The organism is Variovorax sp. OV329 (assembly GCF_900114785.1).
Taxonomy (GTDB): Bacteria; Pseudomonadota; Gammaproteobacteria; order Burkholderiales; family Burkholderiaceae_C; genus Variovorax.
In genome coordinates this window covers 23,757-39,776 of record NZ_FOUG01000012.1, presented here as the reverse complement: position 1 = coordinate 39,776, position 16,020 = coordinate 23,757, and the positions used below count along the sequence as shown (strand labels likewise).

The 16,020-nt window shown below is 66.8% G+C and carries 15 protein-coding genes; 8 read left to right on the top strand and 7 right to left on the bottom strand.

From position 1 onward, the window contains the following. The first annotated feature begins 116 nt into the window (after window positions 1-116). From BM345_RS19405 to lipA, 3 genes are read left to right on the top strand one after another with little or no spacing between them, the layout of a single operon-like run. The gene (locus BM345_RS19405; RefSeq protein ID WP_093382294.1) at window positions 117-425 is read left to right on the top strand and encodes a YbeD family protein; all 309 of its coding nucleotides are present in this window, start codon (window positions 117-119) and stop codon (window positions 423-425) included. Window positions 426-472: 47 nt separating this feature from the next. Further along, entirely contained in the window at window positions 473-1,126 is a 654-nt protein-coding gene (gene lipB, locus BM345_RS19400; RefSeq protein WP_302847585.1) for a lipoyl(octanoyl) transferase LipB, read from the top strand. Between the two features lie 16 nt (window positions 1,127-1,142). Beyond that, window positions 1,143-2,123 (top strand): lipoyl synthase, encoded by a 981-nt coding sequence (gene lipA, locus BM345_RS19395; RefSeq protein ID WP_093382289.1) that lies wholly within the window; start codon window positions 1,143-1,145, stop codon window positions 2,121-2,123. 60 nt (window positions 2,124-2,183) lie between these two features. Here the strand turns inward: lipA and BM345_RS19390 are convergent, their stop codons facing one another. The 4 genes from BM345_RS19390 to BM345_RS19375 all read right to left on the bottom strand — a co-directional run bounded on the left by BM345_RS19390 (window position 2,184) and on the right by BM345_RS19375 (window position 7,566). Beyond that, on the bottom strand, window positions 2,184-3,221 hold the full coding sequence (locus BM345_RS19390) for a fimbrial protein (protein ID WP_175545075.1): 1,038 nt from the start codon (window positions 3,219-3,221) through the stop codon (window positions 2,184-2,186). 139 nt (window positions 3,222-3,360) lie between these two features. Further along, window positions 3,361-6,057, bottom strand: coding sequence for a fimbria/pilus outer membrane usher protein (locus BM345_RS19385; protein WP_254789820.1), 2,697 nt, complete (start codon window positions 6,055-6,057; stop codon window positions 3,361-3,363). 33 nt (window positions 6,058-6,090) lie between these two features. After that, entirely contained in the window at window positions 6,091-6,867 is a 777-nt protein-coding gene (locus BM345_RS19380) for a fimbrial biogenesis chaperone (protein WP_093382281.1), read from the bottom strand. A 153-nt stretch (window positions 6,868-7,020) separates the two neighbouring features. Then, the gene (locus BM345_RS19375) at window positions 7,021-7,566 is read right to left on the bottom strand and encodes a fimbrial protein (protein ID WP_093382278.1); all 546 of its coding nucleotides are present in this window, start codon (window positions 7,564-7,566) and stop codon (window positions 7,021-7,023) included. Between the two features lie 332 nt (window positions 7,567-7,898). Here BM345_RS19375 and BM345_RS19370 point away from each other — a divergent pair, with 332 nt between their 5' ends. Beyond that, window positions 7,899-8,540 (top strand): glutathione S-transferase family protein, encoded by a 642-nt coding sequence (locus BM345_RS19370; RefSeq protein ID WP_093382275.1) that lies wholly within the window; start codon window positions 7,899-7,901, stop codon window positions 8,538-8,540. 5 nt (window positions 8,541-8,545) lie between these two features. Continuing rightward, on the top strand, window positions 8,546-9,517 hold the full coding sequence (locus BM345_RS19365) for a pyridoxamine 5'-phosphate oxidase family protein (protein WP_093382272.1): 972 nt from the start codon (window positions 8,546-8,548) through the stop codon (window positions 9,515-9,517). Between the two features lie 17 nt (window positions 9,518-9,534). Here BM345_RS19365 and BM345_RS19360 read toward each other — a convergent pair whose 3' ends face one another. Next, on the bottom strand, window positions 9,535-10,434 hold the full coding sequence (locus BM345_RS19360) for a LysR family transcriptional regulator (RefSeq protein WP_093382269.1): 900 nt from the start codon (window positions 10,432-10,434) through the stop codon (window positions 9,535-9,537). Window positions 10,435-10,525: 91 nt separating this feature from the next. Between BM345_RS19360 and BM345_RS19355 the strand changes: the two genes are divergently transcribed. From BM345_RS19355 to BM345_RS19345, 3 genes are read left to right on the top strand one after another with little or no spacing between them, the layout of a single operon-like run. After that, a complete protein-coding gene (locus tag BM345_RS19355; RefSeq protein ID WP_093382266.1) occupies window positions 10,526-11,008 on the top strand; it encodes a nuclear transport factor 2 family protein in 483 nt (160 codons plus the stop codon). A 27-nt stretch (window positions 11,009-11,035) separates the two neighbouring features. Beyond that, a complete protein-coding gene (locus tag BM345_RS19350) occupies window positions 11,036-12,613 on the top strand; it encodes a class I adenylate-forming enzyme family protein (protein ID WP_093382263.1) in 1,578 nt (525 codons plus the stop codon). 8 nt (window positions 12,614-12,621) lie between these two features. After that, window positions 12,622-13,767, top strand: a complete 1,146-nt coding sequence (locus BM345_RS19345) for an SLC13 family permease (RefSeq protein ID WP_093382260.1) — start codon at window positions 12,622-12,624, stop codon at window positions 13,765-13,767. A gap of 3 nt (window positions 13,768-13,770) precedes the next feature. Here the strand turns inward: BM345_RS19345 and BM345_RS19340 are convergent, their stop codons facing one another. After that, window positions 13,771-15,207, bottom strand: coding sequence for a sulfatase family protein (locus tag BM345_RS19340; protein ID WP_093382257.1), 1,437 nt, complete (start codon window positions 15,205-15,207; stop codon window positions 13,771-13,773). After that, window positions 15,204-16,016, bottom strand: a complete 813-nt coding sequence (locus BM345_RS19335) for a shikimate dehydrogenase family protein (protein WP_093382254.1) — start codon at window positions 16,014-16,016, stop codon at window positions 15,204-15,206. Before BM345_RS19335 ends, BM345_RS19340 begins: the two co-directional genes overlap by 4 nt. Window positions 16,017-16,020: the final 4 nt, after the last annotated feature.

The window sequence follows — 16,020 nt, the reverse complement described above, 5'->3', positions numbered from 1 at the left end:
CCATTGATTATAAGTAGAAACACATGACGCCCAACCAAGCCCCGCGGCGCGGGTTGGAAAGGCAGGCTTCGCCCCCATCTGCGACCATTGACAAATTCACCGCAGGAGCCGAGTCCATGAACACGCCCAACACCCCCGACACGCCCGCGGCCCCCGTCGACGCGCGCAAGGACTCGCTGATCGAGTACCCCTCGCAGTTTCCCATCAAGGTGATGGGCGCCAACGTGGACGGCTTCGTCACCGCCGTGACGCACACGGCCAGGCAGTTCGACCCCGGCTTCGACGCGTCCACGATCGAGTTGCGCGACAGCAAGGCCGGCAACTACCTGGGCGTGACCATCACCGTGACCGCCACCAGCCGCGAGCAGCTCGACGACCTGTACCGCGCGCTGTCTTCCCACCCCATGGTGAAGGTGGTGCTCTGAGCGACGAGGCCGCCACGGCACAGGCGGCGGCCCCGGTCCTTTCGCAGCTGGGCCGCGCCGACTACCTGGCCACCTACGCCGCCATGCGGGAGTTCACGCTCGCACGCGGCGAAGGCACGCCCGACGAACTCTGGGTGTGCGAGCACGCACCGGTCTACACCCAGGGACTGGCCGGCAAGGCCGACCACGTGCTGGCGCCCGGCGACATTCCCGTGGTGCAGACCGACCGCGGCGGCCAGGTGACCTACCACGGCCCCGGACAGGTGGTGGCCTATCCCCTCCTCGACCTGCGCCGCGCGGGCTACTACGTCAAGGAGTACGTATTTCGCATCGAGGAATCGGTGATACGCACGCTGGCGCATTTCGGCGTCACCGGCCATCGCGTGGGCGGCGCGCCCGGCATCTACGTGCGGCTGGATGATCCTTTTTCACATGCTGCACTGAGCGGCCCCGTCCATCCGGCCGATCCCTTCCGGGGGCTCGGCAAGATCGCCGCCCTGGGCATCAAGGTGAGCCGGCACTGCACCTATCACGGCGTGGCGCTGAACGTGGCCATGGACCTGGAACCCTTCGATCGGATCAACCCTTGCGGCTACAGCGGGCTGAAAACGGTGGACCTTTCTACAATCGGGGTCCAGACCACCTGGGATGAAGCCGCGCAGGTGCTGGGCCGCAAGCTGTCCGCATTCCTGCAACCTTAGTCGTCCCCAACCCGCCATGAGCACCTCCGAAGTCGTCCGCGACGCGCAAAGCCAAGACACCTACAACCCGCTGGCCAAGCAGAAGGCCGCTGCCAAGCTGTCGCGCATTCCGGTGAAGGTGGTGCAGGGCGAGGTGCTCAAGAAGCCCGAGTGGATCCGCGTCAAGGCCGGCAGCCCCAGCACCCGCTTCTACGAGATCAAGCAGATCCTGCGCGAGAGCAACCTGCACACCGTGTGCGAAGAGGCCTCTTGCCCCAACATCGGCGAATGCTTCGGCAAGGGCACGGCCACCTTCATGATCATGGGTGACAAGTGCACCCGCCGCTGCCCCTTCTGCGACGTCGGCCACGGCCGGCCCGACCCGCTGGACAAGGACGAGCCGCTGAACCTGGCCAAGACCATTGCCAAGCTAAAGCTCAAGTACGTGGTGATCACCAGCGTGGACCGCGACGACCTGCGCGACGGCGGCAGCCAGCATTTCGTCGACTGCATCAGCAACATCCGCGAACTGTCACCGCTGACGCAGATCGAGATCCTGGTGCCCGACTTCCGCGGTCGCGACGACCGCGCGCTTGAAATCCTCAAGGCCGCGCCACCGGACGTGATGAACCACAACTTGGAGACCGCGCCCCGCCTGTACAAGGAAGCGCGTCCGGGCAGCGACTACCAGTTCAGCCTGAACCTGCTCAAGAAGTTCAAGGCGCTGCACCCGAAGGTGCCGACCAAGAGCGGCATCATGGTCGGCCTGGGCGAAACCGACGAAGAGATCCTGCAGGTGATGCGCGACATGCGCGAGCACGACATCGGCATGCTGACCATCGGCCAGTACCTGTCGCCCAGCAACAGCCACCTGCCGGTGCGCCGCTACGTGCACCCCGACACCTTCAAGATGTTCGAGGAAGAGGCCTACAAGATGGGCTTCAGCCACGCCGCCGTGGGCGCGATGGTGCGCTCGAGCTACCACGCGGACCAGCAGGCGCACGCGGCTGGGGTCTGAACAGGGCGCTTCGGTGCACGCGACGGAAGGGACCGTTTGCGTGGCCCTTCGCGTTTCCGCCTACTTGTAGCTGAGGGTGAAGGTCGCGGTTCCGTTCGCCGGGCCGGCCGTGACCCTGGGCCCCGTTTGGTAGTAGCGCGCGGTGTAGGCCACGCTGTAGCTAAGGTCCGCCGCCGGCCCCACTGCCACAGGCACGCCGAACTGGACTGCATTGTTCGAGGCATCGCGCAATTGGATGCCAACGCCAGTGGCCGCACCAGCGTCGGGGCTCAAGTTCACCACCCCGGCTTGATTGGAAGCACTGCGAATCCCATCCAACTGCATCTGGACTGTGCTTTGCGCGTTCAGTCCTGCGACGCAATTGAGCTTGATGTTGAAACCGCGCTCGCCGGCCGTCGACCCGGCTCCGTTGAAGGCGTTGAGTGGGACCTGCCCCAGGGGAACGTTGAGAGATTTGGAGCCCGCATCGACGGCACAGGTGGGGGATACGATGGTCACGCCATTGCCGGGCACGGAGATGGACACAGCAGGAGAGCCATCTCCGTCGCCTGCAATTTGCGCATACAAGCCTTGCGCGAGTACGCCGCTGGCAGTAGCGGCCTCGGTCTTGACCAGTTCGATCTTGAAGAGCGTGCCCGTGGGAAAGTACACCGTTGTGTTCTGGGAGTAAGGCGCATATCCCGGAAAATAGGTTGAGTTCCCCGGCGTGATGAACGACAGGCGGATGCCGATGCCTCGCACGTTGCTATTGAAGACGTTGTTCGTCCCCTCGATGTAGCTGCCCTGGAGGGTCTGAAAGTTGATCTGTCCGCTTCCATAGCACTGAAACCAGGGCTGCGAATAGTTCAAGCTGTTGACCAGCATGGTTTCGCTGCTGGCAATGGTCGCCCCTACCGCGTCTGTCTCCTTGACGCAGACGGTCCCCATATTGACGGTCACCGTCTGAATCTGGCGGGTCGGCCATTTGAAGCAGGCGGCCCACGCGCCCTGGGCAGAGAGTGCGAGCAGAATCGCGGCGGCCCAGGCCCCGATCACCTTGATGCGCTTGCCGACGGCCCAGGCACCGCGCGGTCTCATTGAACAGTTCTTGTCATTCATCTTTCTCTCTCCCTTGTTGGTTCTGCGTCCCGCGCTTGTTGCCGCTCCAACCTCATCTCGGCCATTGATCGGTTGATGTCGCCGGATCGCGTCGAGCGCCTCCGCGCCAAGACGCTTGAACGCGATAGGTGCTGTCGGCTCATGGCGTTCGCCGAAGGTGCGCGGCGACATCTGCCACGCATTGCACACTTACTTCTCGGATGGGCGGCGGCTTGTCGACGTCCGGCAGGCTGTAGGCAACGGTGCAACGTTCACCCGGACCTTGGCCCCAGATGACATTCAGCCTGGCTGCTGCCTCGGCGCCGGAGACGAAGGCCTGGCCGTCCGGTCCGACGATGCCCATCTCACGCCCCCAGGCGTCTTCGATCCGCGCGCCGAAAGGCAGGACTTCACCTTTGAACCCAGTCAGGGTCATCATCAACCGATAGCCAACCGAGGTATCGAACTTCGCGAACACCACGGCGCCGCGCGTGGGCACCATTTCCGTGGCGGCGTTCTTCACTTCCACCGTATCGCCCAAGTCTGACGTCCGCATCGCCAGGCGGTTGGTGCGGTACGGCGTCAGGTTTGGAATGACGGCATTGCCAGCCCAGTCGGTCGCCACACCCGGCTGCGAATCGAAGCCCACGCCTGCGGCCTTGGGCGCCTCGACCAGTGCGATGGTCTCGCCCAGGGGCTGCGATAGCGTGACGCCGCCGCCGTGCACCACCACGCCGCCTGCCACCCCCAGCGTGGTCTGGCCGTAGTTGCGGCCACCGGAGTAGCCGGCGTCGAGTCGGCCCACTTGCGACAGGTAGCTGGCACTCGCGCTGCCGTTTTCTCCGGTCTGGTTCGAATGGCCGGCCGTCACGTTGTAGGTGAGCCGGCTGTCATCGAAGGTCGAGCCGTAGACGCTGGCCTGCTGGTTGACCAGGCCATTGCTGCCGCTGGTGGCCGAGTACTGCGCGTTGGCGCGCGTGTCGCCCAGCGGGATCGACAGCGACACCGAGATCTGGCGATTGGAGGGCGCGTACAGGTTGGTGCTGTAGTTGTAGAAGATGCTGTAGGTCAGCTGCTTGTAGTTGCCCGTGTAGCCGAGCTGCACCAATCGGTCGTTTCGATCGGTGCCCCAGTAGCTCTGCTGGCGCGCCGAGGCGAAGACGCTGCCCCAATCGAAGAGTTGCTGCGACAGATCGAAGCGGACCTCGCTGCGACGGCTGTTGAAGGGACTGTCTGGCTGCAGCGCCTGCATCTGCACCGCTTCCGGGAAGGTGCGGTAGCCGCTGGTGGAGTAGCGGTAGCCCGCCATTCGGAAACTGGTGCCCAGGTCGATGAAGGACTTGGCGTACAGGAAGCGCAGCGACTGTCCGTTATAGCTCTGGTTGATGCTGTCGACCGTGGTGTGCGCCGCCGACAGGTCGATGGACACGGCGCCGAATTCCTTCAGGTTCTTGCCCACGCCGGCCAGCAAGGCCTGGTACATGTTGGCGCCCATGAACCCGCCGTACAGCGTGTAGTCGTCGCCCAGGCCGCGTGCCAGCGTGCCTTGCACGAAGCCCGGCTCGGACGGCTGGTTGACGGGGGACCCATAGCCGTAGCTCGCGTTGCCCGTGCTGTAGGTGAAGCCGGAGCCGTAGCCATTGCGGTACTTGCCGCCGGTGGCCGAGTAGCGCCAGGTGCCTTCGCGCAGCAGGGTTGGCACGGCGGAGAAGGCCTGTGTGTAGCGGGTCTGCCGCCCGTCGGCCTCGGTGATCGTCACCTCGAGGTCACCGCTGGAGGCCGTGGGGTACAGGTCGTCGATGACGAAGGGGCCGGGCGCGACGAAGGTGCTGTAGATGATGTAGCCGTTCTGCCGAACAGTCACCCGCGCGTTGGTCTGTGCCACGCCGCGAATCGTGGGCGCGTAGCCCTGCTGGCTGTCGGGCAGCATTGCGTCGTCGGACGAGATCTGCACACCGCGGAACTGCATGCTGTCGAAGAAGTTGCCCGGCGTGGTGCCGTCGCCGATGAGCAGCTGGCCGCGGATGGACTGCACATCGCGCTGCACGTAGGTGTTGATGGCTTGCCAGCGGCCGTTGCCGTCCGCGGTCTGGTTGTAGTTGGAGAACTGGCGGAAGCGCCATTCGCCCAGGTTGGCGCCCAGCCGGAAGCCGGCGTAGAAGGTGTTGCGATCCAGTTCCTTCGGCGGCGCGCCGAAGGCGGGGTTGTCGAACGCGCTTTGCTGCTGCGCCGCGGCGCTGTAGGGGTTGACCAGGCCGCCGCCGCTGTAGCGCGCGTAGTTGAGCTGGTAGTCGAGCATGGCGGCGGTGATGCCCTGATCCCACTTGCTGGGGTCGACTGCGCCACGTGCAGAGCGACGGAACGCCGCCTGCGGAATGCTCACGTTCAGGCGCTGCTTGTCGGCCACAAAGCTGACAGCTGCGTCCGGAATGACGGCCGGCAGGTCGATGCACGCGTCGGCGCTCGCGCCCACGATGGCAGGAAAGACCTGCACGTTGACGCCCCAGGAATCGAGCAACTCCCGCGTGAGACAGGGGACGGCGTCGCGCTTTCCCTCTTTCGCGTCGAAGCGGACGCTGCTCTTGCCGAAGGCGTTCTGGTTGACCATGACGTCCACGACGTACTCGCCTGGCATCACCTGGTTGCCGAAAGCGAACAGCGAGAGATCGGCGTGGGGCTGGTCACCGCCCATTCGCAGGAACTCTTCGTTGAAGTTGGATCCGCTGGCCGGCGCGGCCGGCTCCGACAGTGGCTTCTGCTGCCCGGGCAGCTGTGGCGCCTGGGCCGACGCAAAGCCGGCGAGCAGGCACAGGTAAAGCATCGAATGCCTGGGCGCGCGTAGTCTTCTGATGCGCATGACTTCTCCCTCTTGTTCTTTTTTGTCTGGAACTCAGCGCTTGGCCGTGTCCGCAGGCGGCGGTACCAACTCCGCCTTGACGGCGACGGGCTTGCTGCCTACCGGCACCCTCACCTTCTCTTCCGGCGTCTCGCCGCCGTAGTCGTTGAGCGTGGTGAAGTTGAGGTCGATGGGTTCGGGCGAACTCACCGTGCTCAGGGCATAGCTCGATTCGCCGAAGGGCGGGATCATGCTGGGCTCGATCACCTGCCGACCTCCGTTGACCTTCATGGCCAACAGCGTCACGTGATAGGGCGTGGGGTTGCCGATTCGCAGCGTGGCACCCTGCCCCTTCTCGCCTTCGCTGACGACCCACTCCAGCTGCTCGTGCGCTTCGCCAGACTTTCCCTGCAGGCCCGAGGGCCGGTAGAAGAGCTTGATGCGCGTACGCACGGAGATCTGCAGGACGTTGTCCTCGTTGGGCTTCTCGGGGATTTCCTTGACGTTGAGCCAGAACACCGATTCGCGATCGGATGGAAGGCCGCTCTGCACGCGGACGATACGCAGGATGTTTTCCATGCCGGGGTCCAGGCGTGACAGCGGCGGTGTCACCAGCAGGGGCGTCTTGTTCTTGCCTTCGCCGGCATCGATCCATGCCTGGATGACGTAGGGAGACGTGCCCGTGTTCTTCAGCGGAATGGAGGCTTCGCGGTCTTTCTCGTGCAGGATCACACGCGTTCCGCCGAGCAGCACGCCGGCGCTGGCGGACCATTGGAGGCTGAGCATCAGCAGCATGCCGAGAACCCAGCGCAGGCTGTTCTTGCTGTACATGAATGAATTTCCGAAGCGCACGAGCGCGCGACAAGGCATGCCCAAGGCAGCACGGCGCTTATGCAGCGCTGCGCTGGGCAGGCAAAAGGGGGAAAGGTCTGCACCGCCCGCCGCGCCCAAGAAAGGCGCGGCGGTGTGTGCAGTGCTCGGTGCTTAGTTGTAGGCGACCGTGAACTGGGCGGTGGCGTTGGCTGGGCCCGAGGTCACGGCAGGCTGCGTGGCCACGTAGGCGGCCTGGAACTGCAGCGCGTTGTCGCCAGCGCCCAGGGCGTAGCTGGCCGACTGGGCGCCCAGCGCGATCTTGGCGCCGGTGGAGTCTTCGATTTCCACAGCCACACCTGCGGCGGACGCGGTGGTGCCAACCGTACCTGCATTGGCCAGCTTCAGCACGGTGGCGTCATTCGTGTCGGCGGTGCCGGTGAAGGTGACCTTGGCGCCGACGGCGGTTGCGCCACAGCCCGTCAGGTTGATGGTGAACTTGGCGGGCGTGGACTTCTTGCCCACGGTGCCGTTCAGCGAGCTGCGCGCAACGTTGCCCAGCGGCACCGTCAGGTTCTGGCTGCTGGGTGCGATCGAGCAGGGCGTGTCGACGATCTGGCCGGTGAAGTTGATCTGGCCATCGGCGGCGAAGGCGCCTTGCGATACGAGGCCGGCCACGGTCAGCGCTGCGAAGTTGATGAATGCTGCTTTCTTGTTCATGTGAATCCCTGATTGATTGAGTAATTGAAAGAGAACTCTGCCGCACTGTTGCGAGGCAGGATTCGAAGTCTAGGTTCGATATGTCTGCTCAAAACCCCAGCTTTGGATGCTTGACTGTGCGTGACACTTGAACGCCTGCATGTGTGAAGTACGCACGCGGCCTAACGAACACTTACAGATGCCCTGTGTGTTTCTCGCGTCATCGCAAGCGGTCTCATCACTGCATTTGCTGCGCCTTTATTCCCGGTTCAGCAAGACTCACTTACGCGCGGCGCGCATTCTCTTTTGACGGATGCGACATCACAGTCATGTCTTCAACCAAGGAGAAATACATGACCACCGTCCCTCGTGCACCCCTGCAGCTTCACCGCTTCGCGCTGTCGGGCCATGCGCATCGCGTGCACCTCGCGCTGGGCCTGATGGGCCTGCCCTACGAGCTGATCGACGTGGACCTGCCCAAGGGCGAACACAAGACGCCCGAGTTCCTCAAGATGCATCCCTTCGGCCAGGTGCCGGTGCTGGTGGATGGCGATGACGCGGTGTTCGACTCCAATGCGATCCTGGTCTACCTGGCCACGCGCTACGACGCGGACGAGCGCTGCTGGCTTCCGCGCGATGCGCTCGCGCAGGCTCGCGTGCAAGCCTGGCTGTCGGTTGCAGCGGGGCAGATCGCCTTCGGCCCCGCGTCGGCGCGGCTGGTCACGTTGTTCGGGCAAAAGCTGGATGCCGACAGCCTGATCGCGCGCTCGCATGCGCTGCTCAAGGTGATGGACAAGCACCTTTCCACGCAGGCCTTCCTGGCAGCCGACGCGCCCACCATCGCCGACATCGCCGGCTATAGCTACATCTGGGCCGCCCCCGAAGGCAATGTGGACCTGGCCGACTACCCGGCGGTGCGCGCCTGGCTGGCACGCATCGAGGCGCTGCCCGGCTTCGTGCCTTTCATCCGATCCCCGGTCGGCCTCGCGGCCTGAACGCCATGGACAGGAACTCCCCTCTCGATGCATCGCGCAACAGCGGTCCCTGGCATGCAGGCGAACGCGCGGTGCAGGAACATGTCGGCGTTGCCGATCGCATGCAGGAGATCGGCCCGCGCGTCGTGCGTCACTGGATGCCTGAGCAGCACCAACGCTTCTTCGAGCATCTGCCTTTCATGCTGGTGGGCTCGGTCGATGCGCAAGCCCGGCCCTGGGCCTCGGTGCTGGTGGGGCAGCCGGGATTCATCCAGGCACCGGATGCGAACCGGCTGGAGTTCGACACGCGCCCCGTCGACGGCGATCCGCTCTCGCAAGCGCTTCTCCCGGGCGCAGGTTTGGGCCTGCTGGGTATCGAGCTGCACACGCGGCGGCGTAACCGGGCGAGCGGCCATGTGACGCGCGTTGGTGACCATGGCTTCAGCCTGGCCATCGACCAGTCGGTGGGCAACTGCCCGCGCTACATCGTGGGACGCGAGTTCGGTTGGGCACGCGACGCTGCAGACCTGCGGCCGCGCGGCATCGAGGCACTCGACGCACTGGATGACGAAGCGCGCGCAACCATCACGCAGGCCGACACGCTTTTCGTTGCCACCGCGGCCCCGCCGCAGGAGGGCGACGGCGACCGCGGCGCCGATGTGTCCCACCGGGGCGGGCGCGCCGGCTTCGTGAAGGTGGAGGACGCGCACACGTTGCTGGTGCCAGACTACAACGGCAACCAGTTCTTCATGACGCTGGGCAACCTGCAGCTCAATCCGCGCGCCGGGGTGCTCTTCATCGACTTCGAGCGTGGCGACCTGCTGACGCTCACTGGACGCACCGAGATGGTGTGGGACGGCTCGCCGGAACTGGCGGTTCTGCCCGGCGCAGAACGCGCATGGCGCTTCCGCATCGAGGCCGGATGGCGGTTGCGCGATGCCCTGCCGTTGCGCTGGGCGTTCCGCGATTGGTCGCCCCACTCGCCGCCACTGTCGTGACGCCGGCAAGCCGCAGTTCAGCGCAAGGCCGGGTCGGCGCGCAAGGACTCGACGGCCATGTCGATGAAGTCGCGCACCTTCTTCGTGGCGCGCCGACCCTCCTGGTGCACCACGTGGATGGGCACGGGCGCGGATTCGAATTCCTGCAGCACCGGCACCAGCGTGCCGGCGGCCACATGCGGCGCGGCCTGGTAGCTGAGCAGCCGCGCGATGCCCAGGCCAGCCAGCGTGGCGGAGATGGCCGAGTCGTTGGTGGTGGTGCGCAGGCGCGGCGCCACCCGCTGGGTCCGCGGCTGGCCGTCGACGCTGAAGCGCCACTCGGGCTGGGCACTGAGGCCGGCGGCGGAGACGGTGACGTGGTCGGGCAGGTCTTCAGGGCGCTTGGGCATGCCATGCGCTTCCAGGTAGGCCGGTGCGGCCACCAGCACACGGCGTACGCGGCCGACGCGCACGGCCTGCAGCGACGAATCCGGCAGCTCGGCGATGCGCACGGCCACGTCGACGCCCTCCTCCATCAGGTTCACCACGCGATCGAGGAACAGGCACTGCGCGTCCACCTCGGGAAAGCGCTTCAGGTAGCGCACCAGCAGGGGGGTGACGTACATCTGGCCGAAGAGCACCGGCGCCGTGAGGCTGAGCGTGCCGCGCGGGGCGCCGTGGGTGCCGGTGGCGGCCGACTCGGCCTCCTCGACCTCGGCCAGGATGCGGCGGCAGTCCTCGGCATAGCGGGCGCCGGCCTCGGTCACGCGCACCATGCGCGTGGTGCGCGTGAGAAGGCGAAGCTGCAGGCGCTCCTCCAGCTCGGCCACGGCGCGGGTCACCACCGGGGGCGAGAGCTCGAGCTTGCGGGCGGCGCTGGCAAAGCTGCCGCCGTCGACCACCGCGACAAAGGTCGCCATCGCTTGCAGACGGTCCATGCGCTTCTCTCGTTCTTGTGGGTTGGCGGGCCGGGCGCGATTATGGAGGCCGGCTGAGCTCTTTTCTTTCATCTTGCAACAGGAGTCTTCGATGAGCACCGCATCCAACGAATCCCGGCCGCCGCTGCCGCCCTTCACCCTCGAAACCGCGAAGCAAAAAGTGCGGATGGCCGAAGACGCCTGGAACTCGCGCGACCCCAAGCGCGTGGCATTGGCCTACACGGTAGATAGCACCTGGCGCAACCGGGCCGAGTTTCCGGTGGGCCGCGAGCAGATCGAGGCCTTCCTCACCCGCAAGTGGGCGCGCGAGCTGGACTACCGCCTCATCAAGGAGCTGTGGGCGCACGACGGCAACCGCATCGCGGTGCGCTTCGCCTACGAATGGCGCGACGACGCGGGCAACTGGTTCCGCTCCTACGGCAACGAGAACTGGGAGTTCGACGAGCACGGGCTGATGGCGCGACGCTTCGCCAGCATCAACGACCTGCCGATCGCCGAAGCCGACCGCAAGTACCACTGGCCGCAGGGACGGCGTCCGGACGAACATCCGGGACTCGGCGCGCTTGGCTTGTGAGCCGTGTTGGTCGTAGGCTTGGGGGCTATGTCCCAATCGCCCGACTTCGACACATTCGTTCAACAGGATTTCGGCACCATTGCCGACGCGATCCGCCTGCATGCAGCGGCACGCCCCGACAACCCCGCCCTTCGCGATGACGAGGCAAGCCTCAGCTACGGCCAGCTCGACGCACTGATGGACCGCGTGGCCGCGGCGCTGCAGCGCGACGGACTGAAGACCGGCGACGCGGTGGCCGTCTGCGCGGCTTCCTCGGTGAACTACGCCGTCCTGTTCCTGGGCGCCTTGCGCGCCGGCGTCGCGGTGGCGCCGCTCGCGCCCAGTTCCACGCCGGCCAGCCTGGCGCGCATGGTGCAGGACGCGACGGGCCGCCTGCTCTTCCTGGACGCCGGCACGGTCGAGGTGCTGGGCGAGGTGAGCGGCGGCGTGCGGCGCATCGCCCTCGATGGCAGCGCGCATGGCGAATCCTTCGACGCCTGGCTCGCCGCGCCCGGCGCACGCCCTGCGCCGGCGCCGGTGGAGCGAGGCACACCCTTCAACATCATCTATTCCTCGGGCACCACCGGCGAGCCCAAGGGCATCGTGCAGGCGCATGGCATGCGCTGGGCGCATGTGCGGCGCGGCGTCACGTACGGCTACGGGCCGCAGTCGGTCACGCTGCTGTCGACGCCGCTGTATTCCAACACCACGCTGGTGGTGTTCTTTCCCTCGCTGGCCTATGGCGGCAGCGTCAGCCTGATGGCCAAGTTCGATGCCGCCCGCTACCTGCAGCTGGCCCAGCAGCAGCGCGTGAGCCATACCATGCTGGTGCCGGTGCAGTACCAGCGGCTGATGGCGCGGCCGGACTTCGACCGCCACGACCTGTCGAGCTTCCATTTCAAGTTCAGCACCAGCGCGCCCTTCAACGCCGCGCTGAAGGCCGACGTGCTCAAGCGCTGGCCCGGCGGCCTGGTGGAGTTCTACGGCATGACCGAGGGCGGCGGCACCTGCATCCTGGAAGCGCACCTGCACCCCGACAAGCTGCACACCGTGGGCCGGCCGGCCGAAGGCAGCGACATCCGCCTGATCGACGAGGCCGGCAACGAAGTGGCGCCCGGCGAGGCCGGCGAGGTGGTGGGCCATTCGGCCGGCATGATGACCGGCTACCACGGCCAGCCCGAGAAGACGCGCGAGGCCGAGTGGTTCGACGCCGGCGGCAAGCGCTTCATCCGCACCGGCGACATCGGCCGCTTCGACGCAGAAGGCTTCCTGACGCTGTTCGACAGGCGCAAGGACATGATCATCAGCGGCGGCTTCAACATCTACCCCAGCGACCTGGAGGCGGTGCTGCGCCAGCACCCGGCCGTGCAGGAAGCGTCGGTGGTGGGCGTGCCCAGCCAGGAGTGGGGCGAGACGCCGGTGGGCTTCGTGGTGGCGCGCGAAGGCGTCGAGCTCGTCGAGGCCGAGGCGCTGCGTGCCTGGGCCAATGCGCAGCTGGGCAAGACGCAGCGGCTCTCGCGCATCCTGTGGGTGAACGAACTGCCGCGCAGCGCCATCGGCAAGGTGCTCAAGCGCGAGCTGCGCGACCGCCTGGCGACGCTCGACCCGCAGGCCGGTTCGGCGTGAGCCCCGGCATGAGGGGCCAGCCTTCGCCCGAGGCGCCGCGCCGCGAGATCAGCTCCGACCACCAGGCCGACGCCGGCGGCGGCAACTGGCTGCTGTGGATCCTGGTCGGGGCCGCGGTCGTGCTCGGCGTGGTGCAGCCGCAGTCGCCCATGGACTATGTGCGGCTGGTCGACTGGCACACCATCGGCGCGCTGGCGGGCCTGCTGGCCATCACGCAGGGCGTGGAGCGAAGCGGCATGCTGCAGTCCGCGGCGCGCCGGCTGCTTTCGCACACGCATCACGAGCACACGCTGGCAGCGGTGCTGACCGCGAGCGCGGCCCTTCTCTCGGCACTGGTCACCAACGACGTGAGCTTGTTCCTGCTGGTGCCCCTTACCCGAGCGCTTTCGCAGCAGGCGCGCCTGCCGCTGGCGCGGCTGGTGGTGCTGCTGGCGCTGGCGGTGAACGCGGGCTCGGCACTCACGCCCATCGGCAATCCGCAGAATCTCTTCCTGTGGCAGCTCTCGGGCCAGAGCTTCGTGGGCTTCATGGGGATGATGGCGCCTACCGTGGCCATCATGCTCGGCTGGCTGGTGGTGGCCTGGTGGCTGCTGGTGCCGCGCACGCCGATCGAGCTGCGCGAGTCACCCGACGAGGCACCGCGCGAGCCGCGACTGCTCTATGTGTCGGCCGCGCTCTTCCTGGTCTTCGTGGTGGCGCTGGACCAGGGCTGGCTGGCCTGGGGCCTGGCCCTGGTGCTGGGCGTCTACGCGCTGTGGCGCCCTCGCCTGCTGCTGGCCGTCGACTGGACCTTGCTGGCCATCATCGCGCTGATGTTCATCGACCTGCGCCAGCTTGCAGCGTTGCCGGCGCTGGCCCACTGGGTCAGCCAGATGCCCATCGGCGAAGGCTGGCGCGCCTACCTGGCGGCCATCGTCACATCGCAGTTCATCAGCAACGTTCCTGCCGCCATCCTGCTGGAGCGCTACGTGCACGACCTGCCCGCGCTGGCTGCCGGCGTGAGCGTGGGTGGCTTCGGCTTCGTGATCGGCTCGCTGGCCAACCTGATCGCGCTGCGGCTGGCGAAGCTGCCCAACGGGCTGCGCGAGTTCCACAAGATCAGCTTTCCCTTCCTGATCGTGTGCGCGGCGTCGGCGCTGCTGCTGCGGTTGTAACGCTCAGCGGGCGCTGGCCATGATGTTCATGGTCTGCACCGAGCTGCGCATGCGCCACTCCAGCAGCGAATGCAGCAGGCGCTGCTTCTGGTCCGCATGCGCGGGGTCGTTCCACAGGTTGTGGTCTTCCTGCGGATCGGCCTGCAGGTCGAAGAGCTGGCCGTCGTCGCTGCCCACGATGTGGGTGATCTTGTAGCGCTTGTCGCGCACCATGGTGATCAGCTGCGCGCCGGTGAGCGACACGTCGCCCGCCTGCTCGGCGAACACCTCGTCGCGGCCCGTCCAGGGCTCGCCGCGCAGCGCCGGCATGAGGCTCTGCGCCTGGCAGGCCGGCGGCAGCGGCGCGCCGGCCCATTCGAGCACCGTGGGGCCGATGTCGAAGAGCTGGCACAGCCCGTCGACCTTCTGCCCGGCCTTCACTTCGCCCGGCGCCCAGAAGATGGCGGGCACGCGTGTCACCGTGTCGTACATCGACCATTTCTGCGACAGGCCGTGGTCGCCCAGGTTGTCGCCGTGGTCGGAGGTGAAGATGATGAGCGAGTCATGAAGGTAGCCCTTGCGCTCCAGCACCTCGATGAAGCGGCCCAGCGCCTCGTCGATCATGGTGACGTTGCCCAGGTAGTGGGCGCGCAGGCGCCGCATCTGCTCTGCCGTGGGCTTCATGTTCCACAGCACCGCGTCGTGGTCCACCTGGCTGTCGTGCTCGCGCTTGTGCTTGAGGAAGGCGGGCAGGTCGTCCAGGTCGGGCGGGTTCGGGTCGGCAAAGGGAACGCGCGGGTCGTCCAGGTAGCGCTGGGTGTACTCGGGCAGCGGGTCGTAGGGCGGGTGCGGGCCCAGGAAGCCCACCTGCATGAAGAGCTGCTCGGGCTTGGGGCGCGTCTCCAGCCACCAGTTGGCCAGGCCGCCGACGAAGAAGTCGGCATGCGACTCGGGCGGCAGCGTCCAGTCGAAGGCGCCCAGGCGCTCCTTGTAGTCGGGCAGCTCGCGGTAGCGCTCGCGCGAGGGCTTGATCTGCGAGCGCGACACCAGCGCCTTGTCCCATTCGTCGGCGTACCAGCGGCCCTCGTAGTAGCGATCCTTGTTCTCGCACACGAAGCGCTCGTGGAAGCCCGCCTTGGCGTCGTACGGAATGGTGTGCATCTTGCCGACGTTGACGCAGTGGTAGCCCTGCTGCGCCAGCGAGCCGACCCAGGTGCGCTGCCATTCCTGGCCGTTGCGCAGGATGCCGGTGGCGTGCGGGTAGTAGCCGTTGAACAGGCTGGCGCGCGATGGCACGCAGCTGGGCGCGGTGATGAAGCAGTTGCTGAAGTGCGTGCCTTCGCGCAGCAGCCGGTCGAGATTCGGCGTGTGCATCCACGGGTAGCCGTGGGCGGCGATGGTGTCGTAGCGCTGCTGGTCGGTGATGACCAGGAAGATGTGCTTGCGCTTGGGGGTGTTCAAGGCGAGGGCTCCAGTTGCATGGCATCGCCGCGCCAGAACGCGATCTGGTGCGCGAGCTGGTGGTCGATCATGGGACGGCCGCCGAGCACGCGCAGTCCGCGTGCCTTCGCGGCGGCCATCAGCTCGGTGTCGCGCGCGGCGATGATGTCGAAGAGGGCCGCGTCGCCGGGCAGCAGCGCGGGGTCCAGCGGCAGCGGGTCTTCCGCATGCAGGCCCATGGGCGTGGCGTTGACGGCCAGGCCGGCGCGCCTGAGCGCATCGCGGTCGGTGCCGGCGGTGATGCGTGGATGGGCGGCGCGCAGCGCGCCCAGCAGTGCTTCGACGCGCGCCGGGTCGGTGTCGCTCACATGGATCTCCTGAACACCCTCCTGCGCCAGTGCGAAGGCGATGGCCGTTCCCGCGCCGCCCGCACCGGCGATGAACACCGGCCGCTGCAGGTCGAGTAGCCCGCTGGCGCGCGCCGCGCCCACGAAGCCGATGCCATCGGAATTGGTGCCGGACCACTGGCCGTCCGCCTCCAGCCGCAGCGTGTTGACCATGCCGGTGGCGCGCGCCTCGCGCGTGAGCCAACTGCACAGCGCATGGCCGGCCGCCTTGTGCGGAATCGTGAGGTTGATGCCCTGCAAATTGGTCACGCGCGCCAGCTGCCCGAGCACGGCCACCAGGTCCTCGGGCGCGACGCCCATGGGCACCTGGAACCAGTCCAGCCCCGCCGCCGCGAAGGCCGGGTTGTAGACCCGCGGCGCCTTCACGTGGCCGATGGGATGCGCGAGGATGAACACGAGGCGCGTGGCGCCGGTCAGTTCCATGAAT

Bases quoted from the DNA above. Each gene is read 5' to 3' on its own strand.
- BM345_RS19405 (WP_093382294.1), top strand. From the start codon at position 117: ATGAACACGCCCAACACCCCCGACACGCCCGCGGCCCCCGTCGACGCG.
- lipA (WP_093382289.1), top strand. From the start codon at position 1,143: ATGAGCACCTCCGAAGTCGTCCGCGACGCGCAAAGCCAAGACACCTAC.
- BM345_RS19390 (WP_175545075.1), bottom strand. From the start codon at position 3,221: ATGAATGACAAGAACTGTTCAATGAGACCGCGCGGTGCCTGGGCCGTC.
- BM345_RS19385 (WP_254789820.1), bottom strand. From the start codon at position 6,057: ATGCGCATCAGAAGACTACGCGCGCCCAGGCATTCGATGCTTTACCTG.
- BM345_RS19380 (WP_093382281.1), bottom strand. From the start codon at position 6,867: ATGTACAGCAAGAACAGCCTGCGCTGGGTTCTCGGCATGCTGCTGATG.
- BM345_RS19375 (WP_093382278.1), bottom strand. From the start codon at position 7,566: ATGAACAAGAAAGCAGCATTCATCAACTTCGCAGCGCTGACCGTGGCC.
- BM345_RS19370 (WP_093382275.1), top strand. From the start codon at position 7,899: ATGACCACCGTCCCTCGTGCACCCCTGCAGCTTCACCGCTTCGCGCTG.
- BM345_RS19365 (WP_093382272.1), top strand. From the start codon at position 8,546: ATGGACAGGAACTCCCCTCTCGATGCATCGCGCAACAGCGGTCCCTGG.
- BM345_RS19360 (WP_093382269.1), bottom strand. From the start codon at position 10,434: ATGGACCGTCTGCAAGCGATGGCGACCTTTGTCGCGGTGGTCGACGGC.
- BM345_RS19355 (WP_093382266.1), top strand. From the start codon at position 10,526: ATGAGCACCGCATCCAACGAATCCCGGCCGCCGCTGCCGCCCTTCACC.
- BM345_RS19350 (WP_093382263.1), top strand. From the start codon at position 11,036: ATGTCCCAATCGCCCGACTTCGACACATTCGTTCAACAGGATTTCGGC.
- BM345_RS19345 (WP_093382260.1), top strand. From the start codon at position 12,622: ATGAGGGGCCAGCCTTCGCCCGAGGCGCCGCGCCGCGAGATCAGCTCC.
- BM345_RS19335 (WP_093382254.1), bottom strand. From the start codon at position 16,016: ATGGAACTGACCGGCGCCACGCGCCTCGTGTTCATCCTCGCGCATCCC.